Source organism: Limnofasciculus baicalensis BBK-W-15, assembly GCF_024178385.1.
GTDB lineage: Bacteria > Cyanobacteriota > Cyanobacteriia > Cyanobacteriales > Coleofasciculaceae > Limnofasciculus > Limnofasciculus baicalensis.
Genome location: NZ_JAMZMM010000103.1, coordinates 1 through 17,620, shown reverse-complemented (window position 1 = coordinate 17,620; position 17,620 = coordinate 1). Strand labels below are relative to the sequence as shown.

15 protein-coding genes are annotated in these 17,620 nt (G+C 42.4%); 11 read left to right on the top strand and 4 right to left on the bottom strand.

From position 1 onward, the window contains the following. The first annotated feature begins 215 nt into the window (after nucleotides 1–215). From NJ959_RS12350 to pstB, 5 genes are all read left to right on the top strand, one after another. Nucleotides 216–1,280 carry a PstS family phosphate ABC transporter substrate-binding protein gene (locus NJ959_RS12350; RefSeq protein ID WP_254012055.1) on the top strand — a complete coding sequence of 355 codons (1,065 nt, stop codon included), beginning with the start codon at nucleotides 216–218 and terminating at the stop codon, nucleotides 1,278–1,280. Between the two features lie 292 nt (nucleotides 1,281–1,572). Next, nucleotides 1,573–2,514: a phosphate ABC transporter permease subunit PstC gene (pstC, locus tag NJ959_RS12345; RefSeq protein WP_254012054.1), complete on the top strand. Its 942-nt coding sequence runs from the start codon at nucleotides 1,573–1,575 to the stop codon at nucleotides 2,512–2,514. Continuing rightward, the gene (gene pstA, locus NJ959_RS12340; protein ID WP_254012053.1) at nucleotides 2,514–3,440 is read left to right on the top strand and encodes a phosphate ABC transporter permease PstA; all 927 of its coding nucleotides are present in this window, start codon (nucleotides 2,514–2,516) and stop codon (nucleotides 3,438–3,440) included. Before pstC ends, pstA begins: the two co-directional genes overlap by 1 nt. A 57-nt stretch (nucleotides 3,441–3,497) precedes the next feature. Next, nucleotides 3,498–4,730, top strand: coding sequence for a PstS family phosphate ABC transporter substrate-binding protein (locus tag NJ959_RS12335; protein ID WP_254012052.1), 1,233 nt, complete (start codon nucleotides 3,498–3,500; stop codon nucleotides 4,728–4,730). Between the two features lie 148 nt (nucleotides 4,731–4,878). Beyond that, nucleotides 4,879–5,709 (top strand): phosphate ABC transporter ATP-binding protein PstB, encoded by an 831-nt coding sequence (pstB, locus tag NJ959_RS12330; protein WP_254012051.1) that lies wholly within the window; start codon nucleotides 4,879–4,881, stop codon nucleotides 5,707–5,709. A 165-nt stretch (nucleotides 5,710–5,874) separates the two neighbouring features. On the opposite strand, the gene NJ959_RS12325 is transcribed toward pstB, so the two are convergent. Beyond that, nucleotides 5,875–7,149: a putative hexosyltransferase gene (locus NJ959_RS12325; protein WP_254012050.1), complete on the bottom strand. Its 1,275-nt coding sequence runs from the start codon at nucleotides 7,147–7,149 to the stop codon at nucleotides 5,875–5,877. Nucleotides 7,150–7,506: 357 nt separating this feature from the next. Between NJ959_RS12325 and NJ959_RS12320 the strand changes: the two genes are divergently transcribed. After that, a complete protein-coding gene (locus tag NJ959_RS12320) occupies nucleotides 7,507–7,818 on the top strand; it encodes a hypothetical protein (protein ID WP_254012049.1) in 312 nt (103 codons plus the stop codon). 266 nt (nucleotides 7,819–8,084) lie between these two features. Continuing rightward, on the top strand, nucleotides 8,085–9,812 hold the full coding sequence (locus tag NJ959_RS12315; protein ID WP_254012048.1) for a succinate dehydrogenase/fumarate reductase flavoprotein subunit: 1,728 nt from the start codon (nucleotides 8,085–8,087) through the stop codon (nucleotides 9,810–9,812). 52 nt (nucleotides 9,813–9,864) lie between these two features. Here NJ959_RS12315 and NJ959_RS12310 read toward each other — a convergent pair whose 3' ends face one another. Further along, a complete protein-coding gene (locus tag NJ959_RS12310; protein ID WP_254012047.1) occupies nucleotides 9,865–11,988 on the bottom strand; it encodes a S8 family serine peptidase in 2,124 nt (707 codons plus the stop codon). Nucleotides 11,989–12,049: 61 nt separating this feature from the next. Further along, nucleotides 12,050–12,211: a ribbon-helix-helix domain-containing protein gene (locus NJ959_RS12305; RefSeq protein ID WP_254012056.1), complete on the bottom strand. Its 162-nt coding sequence runs from the start codon at nucleotides 12,209–12,211 to the stop codon at nucleotides 12,050–12,052. An 86-nt stretch (nucleotides 12,212–12,297) separates the two neighbouring features. Between NJ959_RS12305 and NJ959_RS12300 the strand changes: the two genes are divergently transcribed. The 3 genes from NJ959_RS12300 (at nucleotide 12,298) to folP (ending at nucleotide 15,771) form a co-directional block, all read left to right on the top strand. Further along, a complete protein-coding gene (locus NJ959_RS12300) occupies nucleotides 12,298–13,503 on the top strand; it encodes an RNA-guided endonuclease InsQ/TnpB family protein (RefSeq protein WP_254012046.1) in 1,206 nt (401 codons plus the stop codon). Nucleotides 13,504–13,922: 419 nt separating this feature from the next. After that, the gene (gene tpiA, locus NJ959_RS12295) at nucleotides 13,923–14,648 is read left to right on the top strand and encodes a triose-phosphate isomerase (RefSeq protein WP_254012045.1); all 726 of its coding nucleotides are present in this window, start codon (nucleotides 13,923–13,925) and stop codon (nucleotides 14,646–14,648) included. 253 nt (nucleotides 14,649–14,901) lie between these two features. Continuing rightward, nucleotides 14,902–15,771 (top strand): dihydropteroate synthase, encoded by an 870-nt coding sequence (folP, locus tag NJ959_RS12290; RefSeq protein ID WP_254012044.1) that lies wholly within the window; start codon nucleotides 14,902–14,904, stop codon nucleotides 15,769–15,771. Nucleotides 15,772–15,860: 89 nt separating this feature from the next. Here the strand turns inward: folP and NJ959_RS12285 are convergent, their stop codons facing one another. Further along, entirely contained in the window at nucleotides 15,861–16,730 is an 870-nt protein-coding gene (locus NJ959_RS12285) for an SPFH domain-containing protein (protein WP_254012043.1), read from the bottom strand. A gap of 282 nt (nucleotides 16,731–17,012) precedes the next feature. Here NJ959_RS12285 and NJ959_RS12280 point away from each other — a divergent pair, with 282 nt between their 5' ends. Then, a complete protein-coding gene (locus NJ959_RS12280) occupies nucleotides 17,013–17,615 on the top strand; it encodes a pseudouridine synthase (protein WP_254012042.1) in 603 nt (200 codons plus the stop codon). Nucleotides 17,616–17,620: the final 5 nt, after the last annotated feature.

The following is a 17,620-nucleotide window of genomic DNA, read 5'->3' as shown; positions in this document are numbered from 1 at the left end:
GGGGAGAATAAATATTGTGATATTTTTAAATTGTGATATTTTTAATGGGTTGATATAATACCATAGTTCAAACAAAAGTAATGGTTTTAGAAAATACTTTAACCATGAAATTAATGCTAACTTAACCTTATCTTAATGAAAGCCTTAACCTTAGCTTTACACTCAGGCGGTAGAGTTCAGACAGGTGAACCCTAATAAAGACTCAAAGAACTCCCATGTTGTCTCAAAAGACTCGTTTAATATCCCTAGTATCCCTGACCGCTCTAGTTTTGGGACTAGCCGCTTGTGGTGGTGAAAATAAACCCTCTGGGGACGTAGGTGGCAGTCCCGGCGCTGAAGGCTCTAAGCCAGCCGCAGGTGGCTTGTCTGGCGAAGTGAAGGTAGATGGTTCCAGCACAGTCTTTCCTATCGCTGAGGCGATGGCAGAAGAGTTTCAGAAAGCGAATTCTGGTGTTAGGGTAACCGTTGGTTCTTCTGGTACAGGTGGCGGCTTCAAGAAATTCTGTGGTGGCGAAACTGATATCTCGAATGCCTCTCGCCCCATTAAGCCGGAAGAAGTGGAGTTGTGCAAGAAAGGCAAGGTTGAGTATATTGAACTGCCGATTTCTTTTGATGGCCTCTCTGTCGTCGTCAACAAAGAAAATAAAATAGAGTGCCTCAAAGTTGACGAGCTGAAAAAAATGTGGGAGACTTCGGCTCAGGGTAAAATTAAGAAATGGAATCAAGTTAACCCTAAATTCCCCGATCAAGACTTGACTCTGTACGGACCGGGTACGGATTCTGGTACTTATGACTTCTTCACCAAAGCAGTTACCGGGGAAGAAGGCAAAAGCAGGGGTGATTATACCGCTAGTGAAGATGACAATACCTTGGTTAAGGGTGTTAGCTCCGATAAAAATGGCTTGGGCTTCTTTGGATTTGCCTATTATGAAAACAATAAAGACAAGTTAAATCTGGTTGCTATTGATGGCGGCAAGGGCTGTATCAAGCCAAGTATAGAAACCCTTAACGATGGCACCTACCAGCCACTCTCTCGCCCAGAATTTATCTACGTCAAAAAAGAAGCAGCATCTCGCCCAGAGGTGAAAGCTTTTGTAGAATTTCAGATCAATACAGCAAACAAAAAGCTAATCTCAGAAGTTGGCTATATTCCCCTACCTGATGAGCTGATGACTGAAGTTCAGAAGCGATTCAAAGAAGGGAAAGTAGGCTCAATCTTTGAGGGTAAAGGTTCTCAAGTAGGCGTAACTCTTAAAGATTTACTGACTAAAGAAAAATAATTTATTGTTCTTTGGTTTATTGTTTTTATCAATCGGGAATTGGCATCTACCGGATGAGAAAGAGGGCGAGTCATTAAGCTTAGATAATTACAGCGGTTACCGCTGTTATGAGGTACAGTAGCAGTACTTTTCAGGTATGTGAGGTGCAGAGAAACCTGGTTTCTGAGGTGTACTTCATAAACCTGCAATCTGCTGTAAAGCAAGCTTAAAGAAGCGACTTGCCCCTAACTCTCCTTAATTTAAAGCTCCCCACTCCCCATCCTTATATTCGCTGCTCCATTACCCATTCCCAATGACTTCCGAACCTTTAGAGACTGAAACACCCACAAATGAGCTGTTTCGCCCCAACCGCCAAACAGCAAAGCGTGTCGAATTCGTTGTTAAATCGATTTTTACTTTATTTGCCCTAATCTCAGTAGCAACAACGATTGGGATTGTTTTGACGCTGATATTTGAGGCGGTGGAATTTTTTAAGGAAGTACCAATCTGGCGATTCTTAACTGACTTAGAATGGACACCACTTTTTGCTAATCCCAAGTTTGGGATACTGACACTAATTAGTGCAACATTCCTCACTTCATCAATCGCGATTTCAGTGGCTTTACCTATGGGTTTACTATCTGCTATCTGTTTGAGCGAATACGCATCACCCAGAATCCGTAGTTTCCTGAAACCTGCTATCGAAATTCTGGCTGGAGTACCAAGTGTTGTCTTTGGTTATTTTGCTCTTTTATTGGTGACTCCTTTTCTCCAGAAAATTATCCCTGGCTTGCAAGGTTTTAATGCCTTGAGTGGTGGATTAGTTTTGGGTGTATCAATTATTCCTTTGGTTGCCTCTTTAAGTGAAGATGCCATCTATTCCGTACCCCGCAGTCTGCGAGAAGGTGCTTATGCTCTAGGTGGTACGAAACGTGAGGTGATTATTGGAGTAGTATTACCAGCGGCTTTGTCGGGAATTGTGGCATCCTTTATTTTAGCAATTTCCAGGGCAGTTGGGGAAACCATGATTGTGGCGATTGCCGCAGGGCAAAATCCACGCTTGACTCTCAATCCATTGGTTCCCATTGAGACAATGACTGCCTATATTGTTCAGGTTAGTTTAGGTGATACACCCGCTGGCTCTTTAGCATACAAAACTATTTTTGCAGTGGGGATGACTCTATTTTTACTCACATTAATTTTAAATGTGTTTAGCTTTTGGTTTGTTCGTCGCTTTCGGGAGAAGTATGACTAATGGCACAAGATGTAAAATCAGGAGTCAGCGGCTCTCAATCAGATTCACTATTTGAGCCAAATATACTCAAGCGCTATAGCTTTGACAAGGTTTTTGCCATCGCTACTTGGGTGGCTACATTCTTTGGCTTGACAATATTAGCTATTTTACTGTTCGATGTATTTAGCGATGGACTTCCTCGCCTCAGTTGGTCATTTCTCACATCATTTCCCTCACGTCGTCCCTCAGCCGCAGGGATTTTATCCCCCTTAGTCGGGAGCATTTGGCTACTAGTAACCGTTGCAATGATTGCTTTTCCTCTGGGAGTGGGGGCGGGTATTTTTCTGGAAGAATACGCTAAGGATAATTGGTTTACCCAGCTCATTGAAATTAACATTGCTAACCTCGCCGCTGTACCTTCTATCATTTATGGCTTGCTAGGTTTACAAATATTCGTTCGGTGGATGGAGCCAATTACCCAAGGACGGAGTATTCTCACTGGAGCATTAACCCTTTCTCTATTGATTTTACCCGTTATTATCATTTCCACTCGCGAAGCCCTGCGAGCAGTACCCGATAGTTTACGTCAGGCGGGTTTCGCTCTCGGTGCGACGCGCTGGCAAGTCATCAGCCAACAGATTTTCCCCTTAGCGTTACCAGCGATTCTAACGGGAACTATCTTGGCTCTTTCACGAGCGATTGGTGAAACGGCTTCCTTAATTACAATTGGGGCATTAACCTACATTGCCTTTCTGCCGGATTTATCCCCCAAAGGCTTACAAAGTCCCTTTACTGCCTTACCAATTCAGATTTTTAATTGGGTTTCCCGTCCCCAGGAAGAATTCCAAATTAATGCGGCGGCTGGTATCATTGTATTAATGATGGTTCTCATACTGATGAATAGCACCGCTATTCTATTGCGCAATAAATTTCAGAGCAAGCGATAAAGCCCAGCAAGCGCCTGACGCATACCCCATAAAAGCCAAAAGGTCAATTAAAATTTAATGAAACTAGTGCAGCTCGGCAGAAATAACTATATAGTTAACAAGAAGGCAAAAGTAGATAGGAGAAGCCTTACAGCATTATGCTTTCTGCCTCTTGCCTTCTGCCTTCTGACACTACCATCTTGCAGCAGTGGCAAGACACCATTAGTATCTCCCTCTGGGGAAGTTGGGAGTGGCAATCCAGAAGACAAAGGGGCTAGCCCAACCCCGAGCAGCTCTGGTTTGTCTGGGGAAGTAAAAATAGATGGCTCGAGCAGCTTGTTTCTCCTTTCTGAGGCAATGGGAGAAGCATTTCAAAAAAGCAATTCTGGCGTGAAGTTGATTGTCAATTCTTCTAGTACTGGTGCAGGGTTCAGAAAATTCTGCGCAGGGGAAACTGATATCTCTAACGCATCTCGTCCCATTAAACCAGAAGAAATAGAACTCTGCAAAAAAGGTAATATAGAATATATTGAACTACCCATTTCTGCTGACGGTATTGTGGTTGTCGTTAACCCCCAAAACAAGGCAGTTGTCCCTAATCCTCAAGACAAGACTGTTGCAGTTAACCCCCAAGACAAAACAGTTGTAGCTACCCCTCAAAAAAAGGCTCTGGAGTGCCTTAAAGTAGAGGAACTTAAAAAAATATGGGCACCTTCAGCTCAGGGTAGTATCAAAACATGGGATCAAATTAACTCTAAATTTACCAAGAAACCTATAACACTGTTTGGTCCTGATAAGGATTCCGGAACTTATGACTTCTTCACTAAAGTAATTATCGGAGAAGCAGGAAAAAGCAGAACAGATTACACGGCTAACAAAGATGATAATTTCCTAGTGCTAAATGTTGCCGCTGACAAAAATGCCATGGGATTTTTCAGTTATGCTTACTATGAAACCAACAAAGATAAATTAAAGGTAGTTGGTATCGATAGTGGCAAAGGTTGTGTCAATCCTACTCCGGAAACTATTACTGATGGCACTTATCGGCCATTGACTCGCCCAGAATTTATCTACATTAAGAAAGAATCTGCATCTCGCCCGGAGGTAAAAGCATTTGTTGAATTCCTACTAAGTACAACTGCCAAGAAGTTATTCTTGGAAATTGGCTATATTCCCCTCCCTGAAGAGCTGATTAAGGAAGTTCAGCAACATTTTGCTGAGGGGAAACTGGGTTCAAGATTTGAAGGAAAGGGATCTCAAGTGGGTGTAACTATTAAAGATTTAATGACAGAGGAAAAGAAGCCTGAGTAAGAGGAGTTTAATTATCTTCAGAAAGAAATAAGTTTCAGCCATCAATTCGGAAGTCAGAAGTTATTTTTCAAGGAAATTGGTAAATTTCCGCCCAGTTATTGTGGTAATGTTTAATTGAAAATAGAGAATACAGGAGTAAATCAAATCCATGAACCGTGAATCCACAATCGATAACAAATTTAGCGCTAAAGCTGTTAATGAACCAGTATTACAAGCAGAGAAGACTTCAATATACTACGGAGCATTTTTAGCTGTTCAAGATGTTTTTTTAGATATCTATAAAAACCAGATTACTGCTTTTATTGGTCCTTCTGGTTGTGGCAAAAGCACCCTACTGAGATGTTTTAACCGCTTGAACGATTTAATCCCCGGTGCTAGAGTAGAAGGACGAATTTCCTTCCATGGTGAGAATCTCTACGAGAAGAAATTTGACAAAAATATAGAAGAAGTGCGCCGCCGCATTGGTATGGTTTTCCAAAAACCCAACCCCTTCCCCAAATCTATTTACGAAAATATCGCCTTCGGTGCTAGGATTAATGGCTATCGGGGCAACATGGATGAATTAGTAGAACGAAGTCTTCAGCAAGCAGCTCTGTGGGATGAAGTAAAAGATAAGTTAAAACAGAGTGGATTATCCTTATCTGGAGGGCAACAACAGCGTTTATGTATTGCTCGTGCCTTAGCAATTCAACCTGAAGTATTATTAATGGATGAACCTTGCTCGGCACTCGATCCCATATCAACCCTTAAAGTTGAAGAATTGATGCACCAACTTAAGGAGCATTACACTATTGTAATTGTAACTCACAACATGCAGCAAGCCACGCGGGTAGCGGATATGACAGCATTTTTTAATGCCAAAGCTACAGAAAAGGGTGGCAAGCAAGGGTATTTGGTAGAATTCGATCAAACTGAAGTAATCTTCCAAAATCCTAAAGAAGAAGCTACTCGCGACTATGTTAGTGGAAGATTTGGTTAATTATAGCATTCGCCAGTGTTAGGACAAGGGGCTGAGAGCCAATTATTAAAATTTGCTAGCGGAGAATGTCTTAACCGCTGTAGGATTTGGTATAAACCGGGTTTCTTGGAGAAACCCGGTTTATTTCATAGTATCTTCCAGCCAACGGAAAACCCCTATAAGCCTTTAACCAGCCCAAAGATGTTGAGCAAATCGCACCGCTAAACTAGCAAGTAATATAGCAAAAAACCCCATCGTCGGGTATCCCCAACGAGGATAACGTGCTAGGAGCAAACCGAGTGCGATCGCAACTGATACAATACCATAAACGTAACGTTCTGCCGAAACTGTCCTACCTGAAGCCAGAAACAACGCAAAACTGAAAAAGCCATAGCTAGCAGCAACTAGTCTCAGTTTATTTCTAAAATACCATAATAAATAGCCACCACCAAAAATCATCACCGTATTAATTAATGGAGAGCCTGCTAATAGCCATAGAATAATAACTAAAGTGCAAAAACCATAATCAGTCTTGACGGAACCCAGTTTAACCCTATTGCGCCATAATAAATAAGCACAAGCACATATTAATAAGAATAGGATTGGATGCCAAGGATCTTTAATAAATCCAGCTTTACAATTAGCAGTACCTGCTACAATTTTCACTAGCATTTTTAACCAAGCCTCTCCAAAAAAAGATTGTCGAGGTTGCCACGCTTTCTGTGCCAAGAGAAAGGCGAAAGGTTCCCCAAAACTAATACCACAATAGAGGATATATAGAAGTAGCCCAGCACTAGTAACCATACTCACAAAATAACCTCGGACAACTCTACCTTCTCGCCATGTTACTAGTAAAAAAGCAGGTATAAGTGCCGCTCCCGTCACCCGGGTTGCTGTAGTCAGCATCCCCCAAAAGGCAGCCCAGAAATATTCCTCTTTATCAAAAGCTCGCAAAGCGGCTATACTTACGAAGAGAAATAATCCCTCGGTATAAATTACTGTACCAAAAAGGGAGAAGGGACACCAAGCTAATCCAGCAGTTGCCCACCTAGCAGCATTAATTCCGTGACTTTCTTCTACCCAAAGATATAGGAGCAAAAGTGCGACAAAAAATGAGAAATTACTGACAATTGTCCCTGCCACTGCAAAGGGCACACCCAAACTCATAACTCCACTAATTACTAAAGGAAAAAGAGGAAAAAAAGCTACAGAATGCCCATTATTATCATTTACATATTCATAACCTGATCTGGCAATTTGCTCATACCAACCACTATCCCAATAAGAGAATACTTCCCAGCTAAATATGGGAGCAAAACCTCCAGGTGGTGCGGGGAGTGAGGGAGCAATCATTAACATGGCAATAGCAATTACCAGTCGGCTCAATAGCCACATTCCTGCGACAAATAATAACCGATTTCTGGATAATGGAGGTTGAAAGTTTAAAGGTTTAATCTTCAAAGGCAGGCAGTGGATGGTTTTTTGGTGGGATCTTCGCTAATTTACCATTTTTGACAATATATAGTTTAAATTCCTAACAGCTTAACTTGCAACTGATTCAACCAGCCGAAAAACCTAACCCCCCAGCCCCCTTCCCTGCCTCTTAAGGGGGACTCGGAAATCTCACTCCCCTCTCTTGCTAGGGGAGAGGATTTTGGTTTAGTCTATTTTCAATCAGATCTTCGATCAGTTGCCACACCCCACACCCCACTAATTGTAAAGAAATATTACAAACCGTTTAAAAATATATTGAGAAATCATCCCAACCTAAAAGAAACCCTTATCCTTAATAGTTAAAGAAATATGTCGAGGTATGTCATGGAGCAATTAAATAAGTATCGGTTGATTTGTACCCTCAGCTTTGGCGACATATACGGACAAATAATTGTCTGGTTAATCGTGATTTTTATGAGTCTCGCTTCGGCGCTGGCGCTTTGGAGTGCGGATCGCCAAATTTATGCCTTAGCCACTGTAGGATTAATCTTAGTCCTGTCTCTGCCATTCTTACTCTTTGCCTTTGTCACCACACTCCTCAATCATATTGAGATTTCTCCGGTAGAAGCTGAAGATAAAGCTGCGACTGCTTCCAAAAGGGCGGCGAGACAAAAAGCAATTGAGGCTACAAGCTGATTTTATTGAAAGTATGGAAAGTTTCCCTACCTTTGGGTGGGGATTTTTTCTGGGATGTCTATGAGGTTTTTTGGGTGCTAAATGGGTTGTTTTTTTAACGCTCATAGCGCAAAGGAAGGCGCAAAGGTAAGCAAAGTTTTATATACGATCAGAAAGTCGGCTGTTTTAGACTAACCCGCGTAGGCGGGTTTTGTCTGTGTAGAAGCGGTTTCAACCGCCAGGTAACAATGGCGCAAGATGTGAATCAAAATTATCGGTATTGAGACATGAGAGAACATGATGTAATTATTGTTGGTGGTGGATTGGCTGGGTGTCGTGCTGCTTTGGAAATTAAGAAGGTTAATCCTAATCTTAATGTGGCTTTGGTGGCTAAAACTCACCCAATTCGTTCCCATTCTGTGGCTGCTCAAGGGGGGATGGCGGCTAGTTTGAAAAATGTCGATCCTGATGATAGTTGGGAAGCTCATGCTTTTGATACGGTGAAGGGTTCTGATTATTTGGCGGATCAAGATGCGGTGGAAATTCTGACTCGTGAAGCACCGGATGTTGTGATTGAATTGGAACATTTGGGGGTATTATTTTCTCGCTTATCTGATGGGAAGATTGCCCAACGTGCTTTTGGTGGACATTCTCATCGTCGCACTTGTTATGCTGCTGATAAAACTGGACATGCTATTTTACATGAATTGGTGAGTAATCTCCGACGATATGGGGTATTGCTCTATGAAGAATGGTATGTGATGCAGCTTATTTTGGAGGAAGGTAGGGCGAAAGGGGTGGTGCTATTTAATATTTTGGATACTACTTTACAAGTGGTGCGGGCAAAGGCTGTTATGTTTGCTACTGGAGGTTATGGACGGGCTTTTAATACTACTTCTAATGATTTTGCTTCTACAGGTGATGGTTTGGCAATGTCTGCTGTTGCTGGTGTGCCTTTGGAAGATATGGAGTTTGTCCAATTTCATCCCACAGGATTATATCCGGCGGGGGTTTTAATTTCTGAAGCTGTACGAGGAGAAGGGGCTTATCTGATTAATAGTGAAGGGGAGCGTTTTATGGCAAATTATGCTCCTAGTCGGATGGAATTAGCGCCGCGAGATATTACTTCAAGAGCGATTTCTCTGGAAATTCGGGCGGGGCGTGGTATTTATCCTGATGGTAGTGCAGGTGGTGCTTTTGTTTATCTGGATTTGCGCCATTTGGGTAAGGAAAAGATTATGAGTCGGATTCCTTTTTGTTGGGAAGAAGCACACCGATTATTAGGGATTGATGCTGTGTATCAACCTATGCCAGTACGCCCAACTGTTCACTATTCTATGGGGGGAATACCAACTAATATTGATGGAGAAGTGCGGAGTAGTGCTGATGGTTTAGTTGAGGGTTTCTTTGCTGCTGGGGAATGTGCTTGTGTTTCGGTGCATGGGGCAAATCGATTGGGGAGTAATTCCCTATTGGAATGTGTGGTTTATGGGAAAAGGACAGGTTTTGCGATCGCAAAATATGTGCCTGATCGTAAATTACCAGATATTGACGAACAATTCTACCTCCATACTGCTCAAAAACAAATCGAAACTTTGCTAAATCAATCGGGGAAGAGGCGGATTGGGGAGTTGCGTCAGGCTTTTCAAGACTCCATGACTCAATATTGTGGTGTTTTCCGCACTCAGGAATTAATGGAGGAGGGATTACATCAACTGCAAGAATTAAAACAGCAGTTTCAGGATATTTATTTAGATGATAAAGGGAGTTGTTGGAATACGGAAATTGTGGAAGCTTTGGAATTGCGTAATTTAATGGTTGTTGGTGAAATTATTCTGACTTCTGCCCTAAATCGTCAAGAAAGTCGAGGGGCGCACAGCCGCGAAGATTATCCGCAACGAGATGATGCCAATTTGCTCAAACATACTTTGGCTTATTACTCATCTGCTGGTATCGATTTACAATATAAATCTGTAGCCATTGGGATGTTTGAGCCGCAAGAGAGGAAGTATTAATAATTGGCAATGGGGTATGGGGAGTAAGGCGTGGAAGATCTCAATCTAACCTCTAACCTCTCAAAACTAATTCCCAACTTTTGAGTCTCCCCGTATCCATTTGTACGCTATCCACTACCTGCAACTGCCATATTCCTGCTGCTGTCTGATTTAATAGTTGCTGGAGAATAGGTGTTGTGACTACTGTATAGGTTTGTTGAAGTTGAGTTTTGCTCCCGAGAGTGCGATTTTGCAGCAATATAGTTACACCATTAGGGGCTTTTAATCTTATTTCTAAATCTCCTAAGAATTCATGTTCGATATTGACAGTTACCTGAATATCTCCTACCGAGGCAGATTCAGTTATCCCGATCGCACTAGTAATACCATTAGGGTTGTCGTCAGGAATAGCAATGCTTTGGTTATTACTTCCTTTGATAATTTTAGTAGATTGTGTACCTTTTCCTTTCTTTTGTTGAGCAGCTTGCACCGCTTTAAAAGCATTTACCTTACCATAGCCAAACCATTGGGAATAACCGTTAGTATCATAAGTACCCAATCTCATCCCCAACTGTGGATCGGGATCTCGATCTATAATTTTATCTCCTGTATCTTCAATAATCCGCTTGACTTCTTGGGCAGTGAGATTAGGATTAGCAGAAAGAATTAGTGCCGCCACTCCTGCTACCACTGGGCAAGCACTAGATGTACCACCAAACTCACTCACAAAGTCACCCGTTTCATAGCCAGCTTCTCCCAAAAGATCGTCAGTAAATATACCCAAACCAGGAGTATCTTCAGTCACATTCGGTGCAGTACTAATATAACCAGTTTGTTCAAACCACATTCCTGGTGGGGCATTATTACTAGGTGCGACAACAGAAATATTAGTCCCCCAATTACTATAAGCCGATTTCTTGCCTAAACTAGTACAAGCGGCAACAGTAATTACATCAGGATGAACAGTAAACCCACCTAACCAATTTGTCGGTCCTCGCAGTAAATTACTAGGCCAATTCCGTTCAAATATAGTACCATTAACCGGACGATTAGCATTACCAGCAGCAAAAACAATTACACAACCTTTTCCACGTCTTCCCTCCGTCGCCGCATGGTTAATCGCAGCCCGCTGTCTTAGAGAAAGGGGAAAATAAACCGCCGCTGCACCCCAACTACAAGAAATTACACTAGCATTATTTTTAATTGCCCAATCAAATAACTCCTCAATGCCATCATCATCCAACATTCCTGTAGTGCGAATTGGCATCAAAGCACAACCGGGAGCAACCCCAACGATACCAGTCCCCGTTTCTTCTGCTACTGCTATCCCCGCACAAGCAGTGCCATGACTTTCTTCATAGCTCTCTGGTAAAGGTAAAAAATCATTATCCTTAAAATCTCTAGGGGCAACTATTTTTCCCTTTCCCTGAAAATCTGGGTGATTCAAATCAATCGCATCATCTGCGATCGCAACTACTATAGATCTATTTCCTCTTGTAATATCCCACGCTTTCTCTACATCAATATGACAACCTGCTGTTAGCATAGTGCCGCCACTGTGGTTGAGATACCATTGTTTACTATATAATGTATCCCGGGGACGGTAACTTGGCTGTTTTGCCATGACAATTTCCGGCTCCGCCGTTAAAACCTGATTGCGCCCCATCAGTCGGTTAGCAATTTTGACAGGATTTTCCGTTGCTGCTTGAGTGACTTGAAAGACAAAGGTATTGGGAATCCCCATAACTGATTTTACCAATTCCAGTCCAAATTCTGTGGCGATCGCATTTATCGTTACTTCATTTGCTTCTGCGATAAATTGAATCGTTAGCTTATCCTTCAAATAAACCAAAGTCCCCGGATTATCCTTAAGCTGGTAGACGTGACTAGCATTTGTCACATCCTCCCGATTTCGTACCGCTGCCATTACAGTATCTCGCTCTTGGGGCGCAACTGTGAATTCGGCAAGTTTACTACCGGATGTTGGGATATTGCGGTCATATTCAGCAGTGGAGGTAAGGAGGTTGGTTATTTGCTCAACGGCGGTTTCCGAAGATAAGGATACCGTAAAGCGATCGCTAACTTTCAAAAGCATCATTTCTTCACCTCCCCTTTGCAGGAGTATACCTACGCTGGTTTCTGGGATGGTGGTTGGTTGAGGAGTATCTTCTGACATATAATTAGGAGAGCGCGTCATGGGTTACAATTATTTTATAAGATGAGTCGCTGAAAACCCCGTGTATGCGAGACCGGGGATGTTAGCGAAGCTCGGCGTTAGCCCTAGCGCTTGGTAGGATAAATCCTACCTTGGGTGGTGCTGGAAACTGAGCAATCAAGCTTCTAATTAACTCAGACTTATTCATTCCTCGCCTGATAGCTTCTGCTTCTAGTTGTCTGAATTCGTAATCAGTAAGTTTAATATCAATTCTCCTTGTTTTCAGAATTTAATCTGGATAAATGACTGTATATCCAGCATAATAGATTAAGAACATTGAGTAGTCGATCAATGATAGTACTAGAATACAAAGTCAAAGCAAAACCCAATCAGTACAAAGCTATCGATGAAGCCATTCGTACCGTACAGTTTATCAGGAACAAGTGTTTACGGTACTGGATGGATTCACCCAGAGAAGCCAAAATAGACCGTTTTGCTTTAAACAAGTATTCCACAGTACTACGTGACGAGTTCCCGTTTGTTAAAGAACTCAACTCAATGGCTGTCCAGGCATCTGCGGAAAGAGGATGGCTAGCTATTTCTCGGTTTTATGACAACTGTAAGTCTAGGAAACCTGGTAAAAAGGGTTTCCCTAGATTCCAGAAAGATAACCGTTCAGTCGAATATAAAATATCGGGTTGGTCATTACATCCAACCAAGCGACGAATTAAGTTCACTGATAAGAAAGGCATTGGTGAGCTTAAACTTTTGGGTAAATGGGATATCCATACTCACCCTGTTAAAACCATCAAGCGAGTCAGGTTAGTCCGTAGGGGTGATGGGTATTATTGTCAGTTTTGTCTTGATGTTGAGTGTATTGATATTCAACCAAAAACAGGTAATGAGATAGGACTGGATGTGGGACTGGAATCTTTCTATACAGATTCAAATGGTCATGCTGAACCTAACCCAAAATTCTTGAGAAAAGCCGAACCTGGAATCAAGCACGCTCAACGTCAAATCTACAAAAAACAAAAGGGTTCATCAAGTCGCCGTAAGGCAAGAGCTAGGTATTCCAAAAAACATCTAAGAGTAAGTAGGCAACGGGATGAACATGCTAAAAAACTAGCACGTAACGTTTGTCAGTCTAACGACTTGATCGCCTACGAAGACTTAAGAGTTAGCAATATGCTCAAAAATCACTGTTTGGCTAAGTCTATTTCTGATGCTAGCTGGTATCAGTTTAGAAAGTGGTTAGAGCATTTTGCTAAAAAGTTTGGAAAAATAGCTATTGCTGTTCCTCCACATTACACATCCCAAGAATGTAGTCAATGTGAACGAGTAGTCAAGAAATCTCTCAGTACTCGCACTCATATTTGTCAATGTGGCTGTATTTTGCATCGGGATTGGAACGCTGCTATCAATATTTTGCGTAAAGCAAAGTCTAGGGGAGGGCATCCCCAAAGTAACGCTTTAGGAGATGGAACCGCTACGCTACTTGGCGCAAGCCTGATAGGGCAAGTTCTATCGATGATTAAAGAATCCCCGTGTCTTTAGACCGGGGAGTGTCAATCCTTCCTTTGCCATCCCATTCTTCGTGCCTTAGTGTCTTCGTGGTTTCCCAAATGACGGAATAAAAAAAAACGAAAAAAAAACCACCCAGGGGCTTGCGCTACAGAAAAAATTTTGTTAAAATTAGATAATGGAAATCTGTGCAAAAATTTTATTTAAGTCACCACTCCCATTATCACATAATACCATACCCAAGTCAAAAAGGATAGAGGGATTAAAAAAAAATATCCCTACTTATATATAGCAACCTGAGAATCAGCCACTGGGAGCAGGGGAGCAGGGGGGGAGAGTTAAAACTCAAAACTCAAAACTCCCAATCAGATATAGCCTCAGACTTCCTGAACGATCCCCTAAAGGCTTAAACTAAAGGATGCGTTATGGATTGGAGATGGTTTCCTTAAGCTGTGCGGAAAATAGTTATTGCCGGAAATTGGAAAATGTACAAAACTCAGAAAGAATCCTCTGAGTTTTTACAGGGATTTATGCCCCAACTGGAGAAAACTCCAGCAAATCGGGAAGTCGTCTTGTGCGTACCCTTTACAGACTTAAGTGTCATGTCAACAAGCTTGCACGGGAGTCGCATACAACTGGGTGCGCAAAACGTCCACTGGGAAGATAATGGAGCCTACACGGGAGAAATCTCTGGTGGGATGCTCACGGAATTAGGCATCCGTTATGTCATTATCGGTCACAGCGAACGCCGTCAATACTTTGGTGAAACCGATGAAACAGTGAATCAGCGCCTAAAAGCTGCCCAACGTCACGGTTTAATCCCCATCCTTTGTGTAGGGGAAACCAAACAACAACGGGATAAAGGTGAAACTGAATCAATTATTAGCAATCAGTTAGCCAAAGATTTAGTAGAAGTGGATGAGCAGAATTTAGTCATAGCCTATGAGCCTATCTGGGCAATTGGCACTGGCGACACCTGCGAATCAACAGAAGCTAATCGAGTAATTGGCTTAATTCGCAGCCAACTCAAAGTAGCCGATGTGCCAATTCAATATGGTGGCTCCGTTAAATCAAATAATATTGATGAAATTATGGCACAACCAGAAATTGATGGCGCACTTGTAGGCGGTGCTAGTCTTGAAGCAGATAGCTTTGGGCGAATTGTTAATTATCACTAGTTGTTTGTTCTTTGTTATTGGTTATTTGTGATTGGCAAGGGGCTGAGAGCCAATTGTTATTTTTTGATTATTGGTTGTTGGTTATCGATTATTAGTTACAGCAGATTGCATGTTTGTGAAGTAACCCCCCAAAAACCCGGTTTCTTTAAGAAACCGGGTTTCTCTATACCTGCGGATCTACAATAAAACCTAACTTTAGCTAATATTGAGACACACCAACAACAAACAACAAACAACCAAAAACCAACAACAAATGACCAATAACAAACAACCAATAACAATCCGTAATCGTACTTTCCACTGGGGAGAAAAAACCTATCTAATGGGGATCTTAAATGTAACCCCAGATAGCTTTAGTGATGGCGGTGAATTTAATACTATAGAAGCAGCTAAAGCTCAAGCTCAACATTTAGCAGCAGCAGGTGCTGATATAATCGATATTGGCGGTCAATCCACTCGACCTGGCGCAGCAGAAATTTCAGTAAGCGAAGAGTGCGATCGCACTCTCCCTATCATAGCAGCAGTCCGCTCCCTCTTATCTATACCCATTTCGATCGATACTACCAGAGCTGCTGTTGCTCAAAAAGCAATTGCGGCTGGTGCGGATCTAGTTAATGATATTTCCGGTGGTACTTTCGATCCAGATATGTTTCCCGTTGTTGCCCAGTTAGGCGTACCAATGGTTTTAATGCACATCCGAGGTACACCTCAAACCATGCAAAAATTAACAGATTATCAAGACTTAATTGCCGAAATATACCAGTTTTTCGATACACAAATTAATGCGGCTGTAGCAGAGGGAATTTTGCGATCGCACTTAATCATCGATCCTGGTATTGGTTTTGCTAAAACCAGCCAGCAGAACATAGAAATTCTACAACAATTACCCAGGTTTCATGACATTGGTTTGCCAATTTTAGTAGGAGTATCTCGCAAAAGTTTCATCGGAAATATTCTCAATAAACCAGATCCCAAGGATAGAGTGTGGGGAACAGCCGCAGCTTCCTGTAGTGCAGTAGCATCCGGGGCAGACATCCTCCGAATTCACGATGTTTTGGAAATGGCGGATGTCTCTCGAGTTGCTGATACTATTTGGCGCAGAGGGCTAAGTTTTGATTCCTGAGTTTTCAATTAATAATTTATTAACTCAAAACTCAAAGATGGCTAGTCGATTGGGGTGATAAACTGACTCGCCCCACACCCTACACCCTGTTAATTCTCGTCTACTGGAAACGAACCATTGCCTCGACGACTTCCAATAGCAGTTTCCCCATCTCCCAGTAAATCTGTCATCGCTTCTGTTAATGCCTTGGGGTCCATAAATACAACTTTAGAATTTGGGCTTGCACCCAATTTCTGATTAGCATCTACATATTGTTGAGCGATTAGATACTGCAAAACTTGCTTACTATTTGGTTGCTCCGAGATAGCTTTTGAGATCATAGCCATAGATTCCACCGTACCTTCAGCCCTGGCAATTGCTGCCTTTTTCTCACCTTCTGCCTTAGCAATAGCAGCTTTTTTCTCACTTTCTGCTTCCCGTTCTTTTTCCAAGGATTCTATAACCGTCTTCGGCAAAGTAATCTCTTGTATTTCCACGCGGACTACCTTGATCCCCCAACTGTCAGCCGCTTCTTTTAGATCGTTTAGCAATTTCTTACTAATATCAGTTCTCGCCGAATAGGTTTTGTCTAATTCCAGTCCCCCAATTTCCGAGCGCAAGGTGGTTATGACCAAATTTTTCATGGCATCCTCTACATCTTCCACCTCGTAATAAGCCTTATAGAGTTCTTTAATTTCCCAGTAGACGACAGCGTTGACTTCTAAAGAAATACTATCTGCTGTGATAGCAGGCTGTGGTTCAATGTCCAAAACCCGCTCCCGCATTGACTCCTCTATGACAATTTTGTCTAGCACAGGAATAATCCCGAATGGGTGAGGACCAGGTGTTAAGGTTCTCTTGTACTTACCCAATCGTTCCACTAGGGCTTGGTTTCCTTCATGAACAATTTTGGTCGAACTGACGCTGTAGCCAAAGAGGACTAAAATCATTGGCGCAACGATAGAAAGAATAGTATCCATAGATTTGTGTACTTGAGATAGAAGGTTAAATGATGAAGAAGTTGATAATAGGCGGGTTTTACTTGGTCATAAACTCACAACACCGATCGCTCAACCTGTTAAACCCACCCCTACATAAGTATAGGGCTGAATTTTTTCCAGACCCTTTTACAATAGCGCGGGAGGAAACGCCTGTCTAGGATTGAGCGCTTGACAAAACAGCGATCGCGTGTTGTTAGCGATAAAGCGAGACTCCTCCACAGAGGCTTGGTATCGTTGAAATTCATTTCTCTCAACAAAAAAGTGTATAAATACCTCTTGTTTTATAAGCCTTACAATGTCTTGTGCCAGTTCACCGATAAAGAGGAGACTAAAATAGAAGAAGGCGTCAGTCGGGTCGATCGCAGTACGCTTAAAGATTACATTCAAGTGCCCTCGGTGTATCCAGTTGGACGACTCGATCTAGATAGTGAAGGACTGTTGCTTTTGACGAATAACGGACGCTTACAGTACCGACTTTCTGACCGACGCTTTCGACATCCTCGTACTTATTGGGTGCAAGTAGAGGGTGTTCCCGATCGAGTTGCCATCACCCAGTTACGGAGCGGTATAGTAATTCAAGATTACCGCACGCGACCTGCCTTAGTGCATCTTTTACCAGATCCTCCTCCCCTACCGCCTCGCCAGCCACCCATCCGCTTTCGTAAGAGCATCCCTACCTCCTGGCTAGAAATTACTTTAACCGAAGGTAGAAATCGGCAAGTTCGCAAGATGACAGCAGCGGTGGGATTTCCCACCTTGCGACTGGTGCGATTTGCGATCGCTCATCTGTGTCTGGATGGGTTACAACCTGGACAGTGGCGGGATCTTACCCCCACTGAATTAGCTCCTCTCTATAAGCTGTGAAGAGA